13 protein-coding genes and 1 pseudogene are annotated in these 15,892 nt (G+C 71.4%); 9 read left to right on the forward strand and 5 right to left on the reverse strand.

Going from position 1 to position 15,892, the window contains the following annotated elements; all coding sequences use genetic code 11:
- Positions 1-3: 3 nt before the first annotated feature.
- Positions 4-1,503, forward strand: a complete 1,500-nt coding sequence (locus QF035_RS48055) for an MFS transporter (RefSeq protein WP_307528595.1) — start codon at positions 4-6, stop codon at positions 1,501-1,503.
- Here the strand turns inward: QF035_RS48055 and QF035_RS48060 are convergent.
- Complete coding sequence (locus QF035_RS48060; RefSeq protein WP_307528597.1) at positions 1,464-3,059, reverse strand: alpha-amylase family glycosyl hydrolase; 1,596 nt, start codon at positions 3,057-3,059, stop codon at positions 1,464-1,466. The genes QF035_RS48055 and QF035_RS48060 overlap by 40 nt on opposite strands.
- Positions 3,060-3,196: 137 nt before the next feature.
- Between QF035_RS48060 and QF035_RS48065 the strand changes: the two genes are divergently transcribed.
- Entirely contained in the window at positions 3,197-3,925 is a 729-nt protein-coding gene (locus QF035_RS48065; RefSeq protein ID WP_307528599.1) for a class I SAM-dependent methyltransferase, read from the forward strand.
- A gap of 34 nt (positions 3,926-3,959) precedes the next feature.
- On the opposite strand, the gene QF035_RS48070 is transcribed toward QF035_RS48065, so the two are convergent.
- Both QF035_RS48070 and QF035_RS48075 read right to left on the reverse strand, forming a co-directional pair.
- The gene (locus QF035_RS48070; RefSeq protein WP_307528601.1) at positions 3,960-4,523 is read right to left on the reverse strand and encodes a hypothetical protein; all 564 of its coding nucleotides are present in this window, start codon (positions 4,521-4,523) and stop codon (positions 3,960-3,962) included.
- Positions 4,524-4,681: 158 nt separating this feature from the next.
- Positions 4,682-6,721 (reverse strand): APC family permease, encoded by a 2,040-nt coding sequence (locus QF035_RS48075; protein ID WP_307528604.1) that lies wholly within the window; start codon positions 6,719-6,721, stop codon positions 4,682-4,684.
- A gap of 195 nt (positions 6,722-6,916) precedes the next feature.
- On the opposite strand from QF035_RS48075, the gene QF035_RS48080 reads away from it, so the two are divergent.
- The 4 genes from QF035_RS48080 to corA all read left to right on the forward strand — a co-directional run bounded on the left by QF035_RS48080 (position 6,917) and on the right by corA (position 10,644).
- On the forward strand, positions 6,917-7,330 hold the full coding sequence (locus QF035_RS48080) for a VOC family protein (RefSeq protein ID WP_307528606.1): 414 nt from the start codon (positions 6,917-6,919) through the stop codon (positions 7,328-7,330).
- 346 nt (positions 7,331-7,676) lie between these two features.
- On the forward strand, positions 7,677-8,060 hold the full coding sequence (locus QF035_RS48085; protein WP_307528608.1) for an SAV_915 family protein: 384 nt from the start codon (positions 7,677-7,679) through the stop codon (positions 8,058-8,060).
- A 20-nt stretch (positions 8,061-8,080) separates the two neighbouring features.
- Positions 8,081-9,418 carry a diaminopimelate decarboxylase gene (gene lysA, locus QF035_RS48090; RefSeq protein WP_307528610.1) on the forward strand — a complete coding sequence of 446 codons (1,338 nt, stop codon included), beginning with the start codon at positions 8,081-8,083 and terminating at the stop codon, positions 9,416-9,418.
- 143 nt (positions 9,419-9,561) lie between these two features.
- Positions 9,562-10,644 (forward strand): magnesium/cobalt transporter CorA, encoded by a 1,083-nt coding sequence (corA, locus tag QF035_RS48095; RefSeq protein WP_307528612.1) that lies wholly within the window; start codon positions 9,562-9,564, stop codon positions 10,642-10,644.
- A gap of 122 nt (positions 10,645-10,766) precedes the next feature.
- Here the strand turns inward: corA and QF035_RS48100 are convergent, their stop codons facing one another.
- Entirely contained in the window at positions 10,767-12,839 is a 2,073-nt protein-coding gene (locus QF035_RS48100; protein ID WP_307528614.1) for an ATP-binding protein, read from the reverse strand.
- 170 nt (positions 12,840-13,009) lie between these two features.
- Between QF035_RS48100 and QF035_RS48105 the strand changes: the two genes are divergently transcribed.
- A complete protein-coding gene (locus tag QF035_RS48105; RefSeq protein ID WP_307528616.1) occupies positions 13,010-13,897 on the forward strand; it encodes an MEDS domain-containing protein in 888 nt (295 codons plus the stop codon).
- 48 nt (positions 13,898-13,945) lie between these two features.
- Entirely contained in the window at positions 13,946-14,920 is a 975-nt protein-coding gene (locus tag QF035_RS48110) for a sensor histidine kinase (RefSeq protein WP_307528618.1), read from the forward strand.
- Positions 14,921-14,962: 42 nt separating this feature from the next.
- On the opposite strand, the gene QF035_RS48115 is transcribed toward QF035_RS48110, so the two are convergent.
- Positions 14,963-15,325: a hypothetical protein gene (locus QF035_RS48115; RefSeq protein WP_307528619.1), complete on the reverse strand. Its 363-nt coding sequence runs from the start codon at positions 15,323-15,325 to the stop codon at positions 14,963-14,965.
- On the opposite strand from QF035_RS48115, the pseudogene QF035_RS48120 reads away from it, so the two are divergent.
- Positions 15,314-15,871, forward strand: a pseudogene (locus QF035_RS48120) (MMPL family transporter); the annotation flags it as partial. The gene QF035_RS48115 and the pseudogene QF035_RS48120 overlap by 12 nt on opposite strands.
- Between the last annotated feature and the right edge of the window lie 21 nt (positions 15,872-15,892).

The following is a 15,892-nucleotide window of genomic DNA, read 5'->3' on the forward strand; positions in this document are numbered from 1 at the left end:
GCCATGGGCGCCACGACACCAGAAGCCCGGTCTCTCACGACCCCCGGCCCCGCCCCCGATCCGCGCCGCTGGCGTGCCCTCGCCCTGCTCTGCGTGGCCGGGTTCATGGTCATCCTCGACGCACAGATCGTTGTCCTCGCGCTGCCCTCCATCGCCGACGGACTCGGGTTCACCGCGGCCGGCGCCCAGTGGGTGATGAGCGCCTATCTGCTCAGCTTCGGCGGGCTCCTGCTCCTCGGCGGACGGATCGCCGACCTGCTGGGCCGCCGCCGCGTCTTCATGACGGGCACCCTGCTCTTCGCGCTGTCCTCGCTGCTCTGCGGGTTCGCCTGGACGGCCGGCGTGCTGGTGGCCGCCCGTGCCGTGCAGGGCGTGTCGGCCGCCGTCATGGCACCCACCGCGCTATCCATCCTCCTGAACACCTTCGAAGAGGGGACCGAGCGCAACAAGGCCCTCGCCCTCTGGTCCGGCAGCGGCGGCTTCGGCGCCACGGCGGCGCTGCTCATCGGCGGCCCGCTCACCGACGTCCTCGGCTGGGAGTGGGTGTTCTTCCTGAACGTGCCTGTGGCGCTGGTGCTGCTCGCCCTGAGCCCGGTACTGCTGCGCGAGAGCCGCACCGAGGCACGGACCCGCTCGTACGATCCGGCCGGCGCCCTGGCCGTCACGGCGGCGCTCCTCGCCTGTGTCTACGCCGTCGTCGAGGCGCCCCGGGCAGGATGGCTGTCGGCGCAGACGCTCGGCCTGCTGGCCGCCTCCGCCGTACTGACGCTGCTGTTCGTGTGTGTCGAGGCCCGGTCGAAGGCGCCTCTCGTACCGTTGCGACTGCTGCGCTCCCGTGGGGTGAGCGGCGGGAACCTCGTGGTGTTCCTGCTCGGCGGCAGCGCCTTCGGGATGTCGTACACGCTCTCCCAGTACGGGCAGGGCGTTCTCGGCTACTCGCCGCTGCGCTTCGGCCTCTACAACGTCGTGATGCCGGTGACGGCCGTGATCGGCTCGTACGCCGGACAGGCCCTGGTCACCCGTGTCGGCCCGCGTCCGGTCGCGGTCGGCGGGCTCACGCTGGTCGGCGTGGGCAGCCTGCTGCTGGCCGGGGTGCCGGTGGACGGCGGGTTCGTGCGCGACCTGTTCCCCGGGCTGCTGGTCTTCGGGCTGGGGCTCGGTGCCTGCGCGGTCGCCGGTTCCATCGCCGCGCTGACCGGAGTGGGGGAGCGGGAGTCGGGGGTGGCCTCCGGGATCAACACCGCGGCCTTCCAGATCGGGGGTGCCTTCGGCGTCGCCGTCGTCTCCTCGGTCGCGGTGTCGTACACGAGCGGGGCAGACCGGCTCGCCGCCCTCACCGCGGGCTACCGGGCCGCGTTCGTCGCGTGTGTCGTCCTCGCGGTGGTCGGGACGGCCGTCGCACTCGTCCTCCTCGGCCGGAGGCGACGGCCTGCCGGGCGCAGCCCTGCCCGACCGGGGCCGGACTACCCGAGCACGTCGAAGATCCCGAACCCGAAGCCCTGAGCCGTGACGGTGTCACCGTCGGTGCCGACACCGGACGCCTCCAGGGCTCGGCCGGGCCGGATGCCGTCGAGGCGGTGACTCGCCTGCCCCTGCTGGGGGTTCACGACCACGAGATACCGTCCGCCGCGTACGTACACGAACGGGTATCCGGCGTGCAGGACCTCCACTGAGCCGCCCGCCCCGAGTTCCGGGGTCGTCGTGCGGAGAGCGATGAGACGGCGTACGAGATGGAGGAGGGACGTGTCGTCGGCGCGCTGGGCGGCGACGGTGGGGCGGTCCGGGGCGGGGTCGACCGGGAGGTAGGGGTGGTCGGACGTCGAGAAGCCCGCGTTGGGGCCGTCGTCCCACTGCATGGGAGTGCGGGAGCCCGCCCGGTTGTAGCGCGGGCCGAGCACGCTGCCCTCGGTGTCGGGGAGGTCCGGGATGTAGCGCATACCGATCTCGTCGCCGTAGTAGATGGCGGGGAGCGTGGGCCAGGTGAGCTGGAAGGCGAAGGCGGCGGGGAGTTGTTCGGCCGTGCGGGGGCCGCAGTTGAGGCGCGAGAAGTCGTGGTTGGCGGTGGGCAGGGAGATGAAGCCGCTGTCACCCAGGGCTGACGAAGCCCGCTGCCAGGCCTCGACGAAGGGGCGGGGCGAGCCCTGGCCGCTCGGGTCGAAGAAGCAATCGAGCGGGTCCCAGGTGTCATTGACGGTGCCGGTGCCGTTGCTCCACAGCGAGCGCAGCGCCAGGCCGTCGGTGGGGCCGCCGAAGTGGAGGAAGAAGTCCGTGTGGAACCCCGCCGGCACCGAGACTTCGGGTTCGCCCCACTCGGAGAGCAGCACCGCGTCCGGGTGCGTGCGGTCCAGCCAGTGGCGCAGTTCCGTCCAGATCCTGCTCGTCTCCGCCTTGTCCGGGTCGTCCTTGACGAGCGAGGCGGCCATGTCGACACGGAAGCCCGAGAGGCCGAGGCTCAGCCAGTGGTCCATGACCGTGCGCAGGGCTTCCCGGTTGGCGCGCGGACCCTCCGCGTCCACCGGCTGCCGCCACGGCTCGGCCGAATTCTCGCTTGCGTAACCGAAGTTGAGGGCCGGCTGGAAGTCGAAGAAGTTCGGCAGATACGCGCCAGGCCGACTCCCCGGCGAGGCCACGAAGCCCTCCGGCGTGACCCCTGACTGGCCCTCCGGCGCCCAGATGTAGCGATGGTCGTCCGGATCGTTCGCCGAGGCCCTGAACCACGGGTGCTCGGCGGAGGTGTGTCCGGCGACCAGGTCGAGGAGTACGCGGATGCCGCGGCGGCCCGCCCGGTCGACGAGCTTCGCCAGGTCGTCGTTGGATCCGTAGCGCGGAGCCACGTTCAGATAGTCGGCGACGTCGTACCCCGCGTCACCGAACGGCGAGACGAAGCACGGGTTCAGCCAGACCGTGTTCACCCCCAGCCAGGCCAGATGGTCGAGACGCTCGGCGATGCCGTCGAAGTCACCGATCCCGTCGCCGTTCGAGTCCGCGAACGACTGCGGATAGATCTGGTAGAACACGGCATCGGCCAGCCAGGCGGGCGCGGGACGGAAGGAGTTCATAGGTGGAGGGTGACAGCGCGACCGATGCACGGGAAAGTGGGCAGCGCCCCGAAGGGGCGCGGGGAGCTGCGCGACAAGCCACAACGAACCCGCAGACGACCAACCGCACCCCAGTGGAACGCCTACGCTGAGCAGCCATGTTCACCCCGCAAGGCCCCACGTTCCGCGAACTCGCCGTACAGGCGCTGTCGTCCGTCGAGCACGGCTACGACCTCCTCGCACCGAAGTTCGACCACACCCCCTTCCGTACGCCGGACTCGGTACTGCGGTCCGTCGCGCGGGCACTCAGGAGGATCGGTCCGTTCGAGAGCGGACTCGACCTGTGCTGCGGCACCGGCGCGGGCATGGACGTGCTGCGGTCGGTGTGCCGGGAGCAGGTCACCGGCGTCGACATCAGCATCGGCATGCTCGCCGTGGCCCGGGAACGGGCGGCACGCCCCGGCGGGCCGCCGACCGCCTGGGTACGCGGCGACGCCCGCGCCCTGCCGTTCGGCCCGGCCTTCGACCTGGTGGTGAGCTTCGGGGCGTTCGGGCACTTCCTGCCCAGGGAACTGCCGGGGCTGTTCGCGCAGGTCCACTTCGTGCTCCGGCCCGGCGGACGGTTCGCCTTCCCGATCGGTGCCCCCGCCCGCCCCGGCTCACGCGGCTACTGGGCCCTGCTCGGCTTCGACGCGGCGATGCGCGTTCGGAACGCCGTGTGGCGTCCCCCGTTCGTCATGTACTACCGGGAGTTCCGCCTCGACGACGTACGACGGGAACTCGTCCGCGCCGGTTTCTCGGTGGAGCTGTACGCCCTCCCCGAGTTCGGGCGCAGGAGTGAAGGCAGCCCCCGCTGCCGGATGGTGGTGGCGACGAAGCCGGGGTAGTGCGGGGTAGTTGCCGGCGGGGCTCCCCGAGCGGCTACTCGAGCCCGGAGATCCGGAACACCGTCCGTGCCGTCTCCCGGTCCAGCCGTTCCGACAGCCGCCGCAGCTCCGTCGTACCGCAGACGAGCGAGCCGCCCGCCGCCGAGGCCCGCGCGCCCTCGTCCAGGAGCCGCCACAGCGCGGGGTTGTCGACCAGGACCCGGGGATCGAACTCGACGCGTCCGCCGAACTCGTCGCGCAGGACGAGGCGTTGGGCCACTCCGTCCGAGCGGCACACCGCGACGAGCCGGTCCGTGTACACGGACCGGTGCCCGAACAGGCCCTGGCACACGAACTCGCCCTCGCGCGCGGACACGCGGGCGGGCAGCAGCACGGCGAACAGGACGAAGGCCAGCGCCGCCCACAGCAGGAACCGCAAGGCCGTGAGGCGTCCCGAACCCGCGTCGAACACCAGCGACAGCCCCAGCATCAGCGCGGCACAGCCCACGGCCGAGCGCGCCTCGCCCGCCCACGCGCGGTCGTGGACCCATGTGCCGTCGTCGTACGCCGGCACATCGGGGAAACGACCGGACGCGGGTCCCTCGATACGTCGAGACATGGCGGCGACGGTAGGCACGCGCGTCACGCCGTGGGAGTGACTTGATGCTTCGCTGACTCTCCGGCCGACGAAAATGACGCGTGTCGTACGGCGCCCGTCCGGAATGCAACCACGAGTCACCGTTCGTAGTCGCCCTTTCGCCGGTGCGGGGGCGCCGGTCAGTGCCTGCTCAGGTCGCTGTCCTCGCGCGCCCTCGTGTAGGCGGGCTCGCCGCGGCGGACCGAGCCCGGTGCCCGGGCGGTGGGATGGTCGGCGCGTGCCGAGGAGCTCAGCTGCCAGGGAACGCTGGTGACCATCACGCCGGGCGTGAACAGCAGACGGCTCTTCAGCCAGAGGGCGGACTGGTTGTGCAGCAGGTTCTCCCACCAGTGGCCGACGACGTACTCGGGGATGAACACCGCCACGACGTCCCGCGGGCTCTCACGCCGCAGCGAGCGCACATACTCGACCACCGGCCGGGTCACCTCGCGATAGGGCGAGTCGATGACCTTGAGGGGCACGTCGATGCCGTACTCCTCCCAGCGCTCCCGCAGCGCGAGGGCCGCATCGCGGTCCACCGACACCGTCAGCGCCTCCAGCCGGTCGGGCCGGAGGGCGCGCGCGTACGACAGTGCCCGCAGCGTCGGCTTGTGCAGTGTCGAGACCAGCACGATGCCCAACACCCTTGATGGCGGGACGAGTTCCTCGCGCGGGTCCGTCACGGCGAGTTCCGCGGAGGTGGCGTCGTAGTGCCGGCGGATGCCCCGCATCATCACCCACAGCACGATCGCGGCGAGCACCGCCAGCCATGCGCCCTCCAGGAACTTCGTGGCGAGCACGATCACCAGGACGAGGCCGGTGACCACCGCGCCCAGCGCGTTGATCACGCGCGCCGAGTGGTGGCGTCGGCGCGGCGCCCGGTCGGTCGTGGCACGCAGCTCACGGTTCCAGTGCCGGACCATGCCCGTCTGCGACAGCGTGAACGAGGTGAACACGCCCAGGATGTAGAGGTGGATGAGGTTCGTGACGTTCGCCTGGAACCCCCACAGCAGCAGACCGGCGACGACCGCGAGCGCCAGGATGCCGTTGGAGAAGGCGAGCCGGTCGCCGCGGTTGTGCAGCTGACGCGGCAGATAGCGGTGCTGGGCGAGGATCGAGGAGAGCAGCGGGAAGCCGTTGAACGCGGTGTTCGCGGCGAGGACCAGCACCAGCGCGGTGGCCGCCTGGATGAAGTAGAAGCCGACACTGTTCTCACCGCCGAACACGGCGGCCGCGATCTGTGCGATGACCGTGCGCTGCGTGTGACTGTCGCAGTTGCCGTCCAGGCCGGTGAGCCGGCAGGAGTCATCGGTGATGTGCACCTTGGAGACGATCGCGAGCGTGGTGACACCGACGAACATGACGATCGCGATGGCTCCCATCGCCACCATCGTGGCCGCCGCGTTCTGCGACTTGGGCTTGCGGAAGGCCGGTACGCCGTTGGAGATCGCCTCCACACCCGTCAGCGCCGTACAGCCGGACGAGAACGCGCGCAGGACCAGCATCAGCAGCGCCGGCCCGGCGAGATTCACGTCCCCGGGCTCCGGCGTCACGCCGTACTTCGCGCTCTCCGCGACCGGCGCGTCACCGAGCAGATAACGGATCAGACCGGTCCCGACCATGATCAGTACGCCGCCGATGAACAGGTACGTCGGCGCCGCGAAGGCGTTCCCCGACTCGCGGGTGCCGCGCAGGTTCATGGCGGTCAGGATCGCCACGAAGGCCAGCGCCAACGGGACGCGGTAATCGGCAAGTTGGGGGATCGCCGAGATGATGTTGTCGACCCCCGAGGCGACGGAGACGGCCACCGTCATCACGTAGTCGACGAGCAGCGAGGCCGCCACCACCAGACCGGCCGACGGGCCGAGGTTCGTGGAAACCACCTCGTACGAGCCACCGCCGCTCGGGTAGGCGTACACCACCTGGCGGTACGAGAGCACCACCACCGTCATCAGCGACACGACCGCCACCGCGATCCACGGTGTGAAGTGCAGGTACGCGAGCCCGCCGAGGGTGAGCACGAGGAGGATCTCCTGCGTCGCGTACGCCACCGACGACAGCGGGTCGGAGGCGAAGATCGGCAGGGCGAGCCGTTTGGGCAGCAGTGTCCCCTGGAGCTCTTCACTGCGCCTGGCCCGGCCGATCACCAGGCGTTTCAGCAGACCCGTCACGTTGAACACGGCGCGAGCGTAAGCGCGGAAGCGGTCCGAACCCGGGGAGCCCGGCCCGGCAGGGCGTCAGGACGGCGTCAGGTTCGGCGAGATCGCTACGGATGGCGTAAGAGCCGGGGCGCCCATCAGCCACGACGGGCCGTTGTCAGTGGGCCGCGCTAGTCTGCGCAGATCTGATTGTTTGGCCCGATCTGGGAGGTTTTCATGGCCTCGCGCCTCAATCCGTACATCAGCTTCGACGGTGACGCCCGGCAGGCGTTGGAGTTCTACAAGGAGATCCTCGGCGGCACACTGGCGCTCAACACCTTCGGGGAGTCCGGTATGGCGGACAGCCCCGAAGCGGACAAGATCATGCACGGCATGCTGGAGACCCCGAGCGGGTTCACGCTGATGGGCGCCGACACCCCGCCGGGCATGAAGTACACCCCGGGCGGCAACTTCTCGGTGAGCCTCAGCGGTGACGACGAAGCCGAACTGCGTGGCTACTGGGAGAAGCTGTCCGCCGACGGCACGGTGGCCGTCCCGCTCGAGAAGCAGATGTGGGGCGACGTGTTCGGCATGTGTACGGACCGGTTCGGTATCCCCTGGATGGTCAACATCAGCGAGACACAGGCCTGAGCCGGCCACCCGCAGGAAACCGGGCCCGGAGGCCCGTCCCAGGTCCCGCCGACCGTCGGTCGGCGGGACCTCGCCGTATCCGCCGTCGCGGCCGCCACCGGCGCCGGGCGGCCCGTGAAGCAGGGCCGGGCGGCCCGTGAAGCAGGGACGAGGGCCCTACTCCGGGGTCCCTCGCGTCAGCGTCCCGTCAGTCCGTGGCCGTTCTCCGTCAGCATCCCGTCATGAAGCGCGCCGGTGGCCGAGGGAGTCGGGGGAGCGGGCATACCTTCGTGGCACGCCCCGGGTTCGTCTCCCCGCGCCGGGGCGGCGTCACGCCCCACCACCCGGATCCTCCAGGAGGCATCCCATGACAGACCTCGCGTGCGCCGAAGACCCCGAGCCCTCAGAACGGTTCCCGGCCGGGCCCCTGTACGTACCCGTCCGGCCGGGACCAGCGGGATGCTCGACCCGGCTGTTCCGCACACCCCTCGGAGCCCGGACAGCCGTCGGCTTCACCAGCAGTGAGCGGCTGACCGCCACCCTCGGCGACGGTCAGGCCTGGATCCGGCTCGCCGAGCCCGTGCTCCGCGCCCTCACCGAACCGCTCGGCGTCACCACAGTCACCGTGGACCCCCAGTTCTCCGCCCCCCTGGCCGGACCAGCGCCCCGCGCATGGGATCCGCGGGCCGCCGAGGTGCCGCGCGCGAGCGGGGCGAACACCCGCGCCGTACGGGCCGTACGGACCGTCTGAGGCCGGAAAGGGAACCCGCGATGACCACTCTGCACGAGCCCGCCGTCACCCCCCGCGCCGCCGACGACCTGTCTGTGTGGCCCGCCTCCACCGCCCGGCGCGACCGGGGAGAGCTCGCCGTCGGCGGCGTACCCCTCACCGAGATCGCCGACCGCTTCGGCACCCCCGTCTACGTACTCGACGAGGGCGAGGTCCGCGCACGCTGCCGCACCTACCGGGACGCCTTCCCCGAGGCCGAAGTCCTCTACGCAGCCAAGGCGTTCCTGTGCCGTGCCATGGCCCACTGGGTCGAGGAGGAGGGCCTCGGCCTGGACGTGTGCTCCGCCGGTGAGCTCGAACTCGCCGTCACCACCGGCTTCCCGCCCGAGCGGATCGTGCTGCACGGCAACGCCAAGTCGCCGCACGACCTGGCGAGCGCGCTGCGCCTGGGCGTCGGTCGCATCGTGATCGACAGTCCGTCGGAGATCGCGCGGCTCGCGGCGGCGGTCGGCCCCGGCGGACACCAGAGGGTGATGGTGCGGGTCGTCCCCGGCATCGGCGCCGGCGGCCACGAAAAGATCCGGACGGGCACGGACGACCAGAAGTTCGGCCTGACCCTCACCGACGGCTACGCCCAGCACGCCATCGCCCGCATCCTCGACCAGCCCCAACTGGAACTCACCGGCCTCCACTGCCACCTGGGCTCGCAGATCACCAGCGTCAAGCCGTATCTCGCGGCCGTACGACGCATGGTGGGGCTGATGGCCCGCCTGCGCGACGCCCACGGTGTCGTACTGCCCGAACTGGACCTGGGAGGCGGCCACGGCATCGCCTACCGGCCGAGGGAGGAGGCGCTCGACCTCACGACGCTGGCCCGCAAGGTGCGCGCCGGACTCGTCGAGAGCTGCGCCGCCGCCGGGCTGCGGGTGCCGCGGCTGCTGATCGAGCCCGGGCGCGCCATCGCCGGACCGGCGGGCCTCGCCCTCTATCACGTGCTCGCGGTGAAGCGGACCGCCGAGCACACCTTCGTGGCGGTGGACGGCGGGATGAGCGACAACCCGCGCCCCGCGCTGTACGGCGTGCGGTACGCGCCCCGGCTGATCGGACGCCACTCCACCGCGGAGCCGTCCCCGGTGACCGTGGTCGGCCGGCACTGCGAGGCGGGCGACATCCTCGCCTCGGACGTGCGGCTGCCCGGTGACGTACACCCGGGCGACCTGCTGGCGGTGCCGGTGGCCGGTGCGTACCACCTCTCCATGGCCTCGGGCTACAACCTGGTCGGACGCCCGCCCGTGGTCGCCGTCGACCGCGGTCACGCCCGGCTCCTCGTCCGCCGGGAGTCGCTGGAGGACATCCGCAGCCGCGACGTCGGCCTGTAGGCGAGGACCCACCTCCGGGCGGGTGACGGCCCGTCCTCGCCCGGAGGTGTTCGCCCCGGTCAGCGGCCCGGTGACCCATACGCGGAGTGAACGGAATTCGGTGGCACACTGACCCGGTCACCGAAGGAGACCGACCCGTGCCCATGATCAGCAACCTGAGCAGAGCGGTGCGCCGCGCCTACCGCCACACCGTGGACCTCAGCCATCCCGCCCGTTCCCCGCTCGGCAGCGCGGTGGTGAACTGCGTGGTCTACCGCGAGGGCGGACGGCAGCCCGGCGACTGGGCACCGGCCGAGGCCATCAGGCGGGCCCGCAAGGGCAGGGGCGGCTTCGTCTGGATCGGACTGCACGAGCCCACGGACGAGGAGTTCGCGGGCCTCGCCAAGCTCTTCGGCCTCCATCCGCTGGCCGTCGAGGACGCCGTGCACGCCCATCAGCGGCCGAAGGTCGAGCGGTACGACGACACGCTGTTCGCCGTCTTCAAGACCGTGCGCTACGTCGAGCACGAGCAGCTCACCGCGACGAGCGAGGTGGTGGACACCGGCGAGCTGATGGTCTTCATCGGCCGCGACTTCGTGATCACCATCCGGCATGGCAGTCACGGCTCCCTCGGCCCGCTCCGCGAAGCCCTGGAGAGCCTGCCTGAGCAGCTCACGAAGGGGCCCTCCGCCGTCCTGCACGCCATCGCGGACCATGTGGTCGACGACTACTTGGAGGTCACGGACGCCGTACAGAACGACATAGAGGCCGTCGAGACCGCCGTCTTCGCCGAGCACACCGCACGCGGTGACGCCGGCCAGATCTACCAGCTCAAGCGGGAACTCCTGGAGCTCAAACGGGCCGTGGTCCCGTTGGCCCGCCCTCTGCAGATCCTCGCCCACGAGCCGCCGGCGGCCCTCTCCCCGGACATCCAGCCGTACTTCCGCGACGTCGCCGACCATCTCGCCCGCGTCACCGAGCAGATCAACGCCTTCGACGGGCTGCTCGACTCGATCCTCCAGGCCCACCTCGCGCAGGTCACGGTCGCCCAGAACGAGGACATGCGCAAGATCACGGCCTGGGCCGCCATCGTCGCCGTCCCCACCATGATCTGCGGTCTCTACGGCATGAACTTCGACCACATGCCCGAACTGCGCTGGACGTACGGCTACCCCCTGGTCCTCGGCGTCATCGCCACCCTCTGCTTCGTCATCCACCGGGGCTTCAGGCGCAACGGCTGGCTCTGAGCCGAGGACGGCCGCGCCCGCCGCCCAAGAAGGACGGGACAGGGGGTCCGGCATGCCTGCCATCCGTCACACGACTCCCGCCTGCCATCTGTCACCCGACTGCGGTCGCGGACCGGTGTCGCTCAGAGATCCGGTTCGTCGAGTGCGCCGTCCAGCGCGAGCCGGATCGCCGCCTCCGGGCTCAACTCCCGTCCCTCGCACACCGCTTCGGTGAACGCGGTGTCGCCGAGGGTCTTGCGGAGGTGGCGTGCGTACTCCCGGCGGAAGACGGTCGTGCCGGTGTCGCCGAGCTGGGGGAGTCCGGCCGCGTGCCAGAGGCGGGTACCCGCGCCCAGGAGGCGGGCGGCGCGTTCAGGCTCGCCGCGGGAGGCCTCCGCGGCGACCAGGAGATCGGCGACGGCCGCGGCGCCGAGCCGGTCGTGGACGCGCCACTTGGCGGTCAGCGCCTCGCGCGCGGAGACCAGCGCGTCCTCCGGCCGTCCTAGCCCGATCCCGGCGAGGGCGACGAAGAAGTCGCCCCAGGCCCGCATCCACAGCTCACCGCGCTTCGCGCAGTCGGCGCGCAGCCGCTCGGCCACCGCCGCACACCGCTCGAACGCGCCCTGGCCCGCCAGGAGATACGCCTGCAGCGCCAGCGTGAGGAGCTGGAAGAACTCCGCTCCGCCCCCGCCGCCCGGCCCCTGGGTGCTGCTGCCGTACAGCAGCGCGGACCGTGCCGACTCGCCGCGCACCGCGAGACTCGCACCGGTCAACGGCAGTGCGGGCACGGGCAGTTGACGTTCCTCGGCGAGCCACACGTAGGCCGCGCTCACCGACTCGGCGGCGTCCAGGTCGTCCGGCACGACGGTGACCAGGCGGTGTGCCCAGGTCGCCAGGGTGTGCTCGGGACCGCCGTGGTGTGCCCGTCGCAACGCGCGCTCCAGATGGCCGCGTCCCTCCTCGGCGAAGCCGCAGGCGAACCAGAAGTACCAGAGCGTGCCCGCGAGTTCGAGTGCCGTCTCGGGCTCCGGCGCCGCCAGGGAATCCTCCAGCGCGACCCGCAGGTTGGCGTGCTCCACGCGCAGCCGCTCGGCCCACATCCGCTGGCCCGGGCCCAGCCACTCGGCCTGGCCCTGGCGCGCGATCCAGCGGAAGTAGTCACGGTGACGGCCGCGTACGGTGTCCTGCTCGCCGAGGCCTTCGAGCCACTCGGCACCGAAGGTACGGACCGTGTCGAGCATGCGGTAGCGCCCGGCCACCCCGTCGCCCTCGCGCGTCACGATCGACTTCTCGGTGAGCGACGCGAGCAGCGCCAGGATCTCCTCGGCGTCCAACGGGCCGCCATGGCACACGAATTCGGCCGCCTCCACGTCCCAGCCGCCCGCGAACACCGAGAGGCGGGCCCACAGCAGCCGCTCCAGCGGAGTGCACAGCTCATGGCTCCAGCCGATCGCCGTACGCAGCGTCTGGTGCCGGGCGAGCCGCGGCCGGGCGGGGGAGACGAGCAGGTCGAACCGGGAGTCCAGGCCTGCCAGAAGCCGTTCGAGGGCGAAGCCCCGCAGCCGCACCGCGGCCAGTTCCAGGGCCAGCGGGATCCCGTCGAGGCGGGCACAGACCGCCGCCACGTTCGCCCGGTTGGCGTCGGTCAGAGCGAACGACGGCACGGCGGCCGCGGCGCGGGCCGCGAACAGCGCCACCGCGTCGTCGCGTTCACCGAGCGGCAGCGGCGTCACGGACAGCAGATGCTCGCCGGCCACGCCCAGTGGCTGACGGCTGGTGGCCAGAACCCGTAACTCCGGTACGTGCGCGAGGAGTTCCTGTACGACACGCGCGCACTCGTCCAGTACGTGATCGCAGGTGTCCAGGACGAGCAGCAGCGGTCCGTCGTCGAGATGCTCGTAGACGGCTTCCAGGAGCGGGCGCAGAGTCTGCTCGGTCAGCCGGGTCGCCTCGGCGAGGGCGTTCGTGAGGAGGTCGGGGTTCTTGAGGTCGGACAGTTCCACCAGCCACACCCCGCCGGGGAAGGCGGCCCGCACGGTGTGCGCGGCCCGCAGCGCCAGCCGTGACTTGCCGACGCCTCCGGGGCCGGTGAGGGTGACGAGCCGCGCGGTCCCCAACAGGGCGGATATTTCGGCCAGTTCGGATCTGCGGCCGATGAAGGCGTTGGACTCGGCGGGGAGATTGCCGGTCCTGCCGTTGCGCACCGAGGCCGCCATCGCTCCCCCTCACCCGACCGATGGCGGTCACCCTAACGCCCGGGAACGCCCGTGTCCGACCCCTGTCCGGGTGACCGGTATTCGGGCCCTCGCCCTCACACCGAGGCCCTATTGGGCGTAGCGTGGATGCGTCCCGGCACGCCGAGTGGTGACCTTGGGAGGTGCGGGGGATGGACACCGTGCCCGCACCCAGAGCAGTCGGAGAGATGCGCGCCGGAGACCATCTGCTCCTGGGCTACGAAGCGGACGAGGAACGCGAGACCGTGGTCGCCGCGTTCCTCCTGGACGGGCTGGCCAGCGGTCACCGCGGGCTGCTGCTGGGCCCGGCCGATCTGCCGGCCGACCTCGCCCTCACCTTCCTGGAGTCCCGCGGCTGCGCCGTCGACGACGAACTCGCCGCCGGACGGCTGACCGTGGACCCGCACCTCGCGACCCCCGACGGCCTGTGGGACCTGGACGAGGTGATCCGCCGCGAGACGCGCCGCGCGGTCGCTGACGGCTACCTCGGCCTGCGCGTCAGCATGGAGGTCATGCGCGGCCAGGCGGGCAAGGGCCTCAAGACACTGCACGACAGCGAACTCCTCCTCGAACCCGTCTTCGCGTCCCTGCCGGTCCTCGGCATCTGCCAGTACGACCGCCGAGTCTTCGACGAGGGCGAGCTGGCCCCTCTCGACGGACTGCACCACGGCCGGGTCGCCGCCGACCTCGTCTGGCACGACGAACTGCTCTCCATCACCCGCACCTTCGCCCCGCCCGGTCTCGCGCTCGCCGGAGAGGTCGACGACACGAACGTGACCGCCCTGGCCCGCGCCCTGCACGCCGAGACGGCCCGTGCCCGCGCCCGCCCTGTGAACGGGGTGCGCACCCGGATCGACCTGAGCGACCTGCGCTTCATCGACGTCGGTGCGCTGCGGCTGCTGGTCTTCGCGGGGGGCGCCCTGGCCGCGTCCGGCGGCAGCCTCGTCCTGCACGGCGTCGCCCCGCACATCCAGCGGCTGATGCGGGTCACCGGCTGGGACCGGGTACCAGGACTGCTCGTTGAACAAGGGGACCGGTAGGCCGAACAAGGGGACCTGTAAGAGGACTCGGCGGAAGGAGCGGCGCCCGTGAGCCGTACGCGATTCGTCCACCAGGCGCTTTGCTACGGCTCGGACGACGAGTTCCTCGAAGGCACGCTCACCTTCGCCCGCGACGGCCTGGACGCCGGCGACACCGTGCTCGCCGTCGTCACGTCCCACAACATCGGCCTCCTCGACGAGGCGCTCGGCCATCGCTGCGACGAGGTCGAGTTCGTCGACGCGGACGACTGGTACGGCGGTCCGTCCCGCACCCTGGGCCGCTACAACGCCTACTGCGCCGCGCACGACACGGACGAGACCGGCCGCCAGCGCAGGGTCCGGGTCATCGGCGAGCCCGTCTGGTCGGACCGTACGGCCTTCGAGGTCAGAGAGTGGATGCGCTACGAGTCCCTGCTCAACATCGCCTTCGCGGGTACCGGACACTGGATCCTCTGCCCGTACGACACCCGCGCCCTCCCGGTCGGCATCATCCGCTCGGCGGTCCGCACCCATCCCGAACTCGCCCTGGGACCACGGCAGTCGGCGCACTGCGGCCGCTATGTCGACCCGGCCGACTTCTACGCCGAGTGCGACGCGACACGGCCGCCGGCGCTCCCCGCGGGCCACGACGACGTTCCCTTCGCGCGTGGCCGGTCGGCGCACGTACGGCGCGCACTCTCCGCGTACGCCCGTGGCCTCGGGGTGCCCGATCAGCTGACGCACGACATGGTGACCGCGGTGCACGAGGCGGTGGTCAACTCCCTGCGCCACGGGGGCGGTCGGGGCGTACTGCGGCTGCGCAGCGACTCCGGCCACGTGATCTGCGAGATCTCCGACACCGGCCCAACGGCTGCGTCACCGCCCACGCCACCGCCGTTCCCGGGCCACCTGCCACCCGACCCGCGCGCCGCGAGCGGCCAAGGGATGTGGGTGGTACGGCAGTTGAGCGACCTGGCCACCGAGACGCTGGACCCCGCGGGCTCTGTCGTTCGCCTGTACTTCAGGAGGAGGGCAGCCCTGTGACGGGCGCGGGACCGCTGTCCTGAGGCGCGCCCATCGGGACCGTCAGGGCTGTGGGGCCGCCGGCAGTGTCGCGAGGCCGGCGCGCAGGAAGGCCATCGCCGCCTCGATGTCGGCCTCCTGGGGCCGGTGGCACACCTCGGCGATCACCGCTGCCGCCGCTGCCGCCGCCATGCGCGGGCCGAAGTCGTCGGGATCGGTGCCCTGCTCCTCGGCGAGGATGCGGGCGCCGTCCTGGATGACCTCCGCCAGCCGGGCTCCGGCGACCGCGCGGAGCTGCGGATTGAGTTCGAGCATGGTGTCGGCGAGGTCGTCCAGCTCGCCCCTGCTGGAGATCTCGTCGCGCAGCCAGTGCTCCAGCGCGTCCAGGATCGTCCAGTCCTCCTCCCGCCTGCGCAGCGCGCCCATCTGAACGGCGTCCTCGACATCCCGTCGGCAGGACCGGTCACCAGCTTCCTGCCCGTGCTCCTGATCGGTGTCCTCTTCGGGCCGGCCATGGACTACGAGGTGTTCCTCGTCAGCCGTATGCGAGAGCACTACGAGCACACGGGCAGCGCGTCCGAGGCCATCACCCACGGCGTGGTACGCAGCGGCCGGGTGGTCAGCGCCGCCGCGCTGATCATGGTCGCGGTCGTCGGAGGGTTCGTCTTCAACCACGACCCGATCATCAAGTCCATCGGTTTCGCGCTCGCGTTCGGTGTCTTCATCGACGCCTTCGTGGTCCGTATGACCCTCGTCCCGGCCGCCATGGCCCTGCTCGGCCGCCGCGCCTGGGGCCTGCCCGGCTGGCTCGACCGCATCACCCCGGACGTCGACATCGAGGGCGCGAAACTGCCACAGCGCGCCACTGCGACGAGGGATGGTGAAGCCCACGAGGATCGCGAAGGCCACGAGGACCGCGAGGGTGGGGCCGACGGCGAACACCGTGAGGAGCGCGAGGCCGCCGTGCGCTGAGCCGAAGGCAGTTGGGACAAC

Source organism: Streptomyces umbrinus, from assembly GCF_030817415.1.
GTDB lineage: Bacteria > Actinomycetota > Actinomycetes > Streptomycetales > Streptomycetaceae > Streptomyces > Streptomyces umbrinus_A.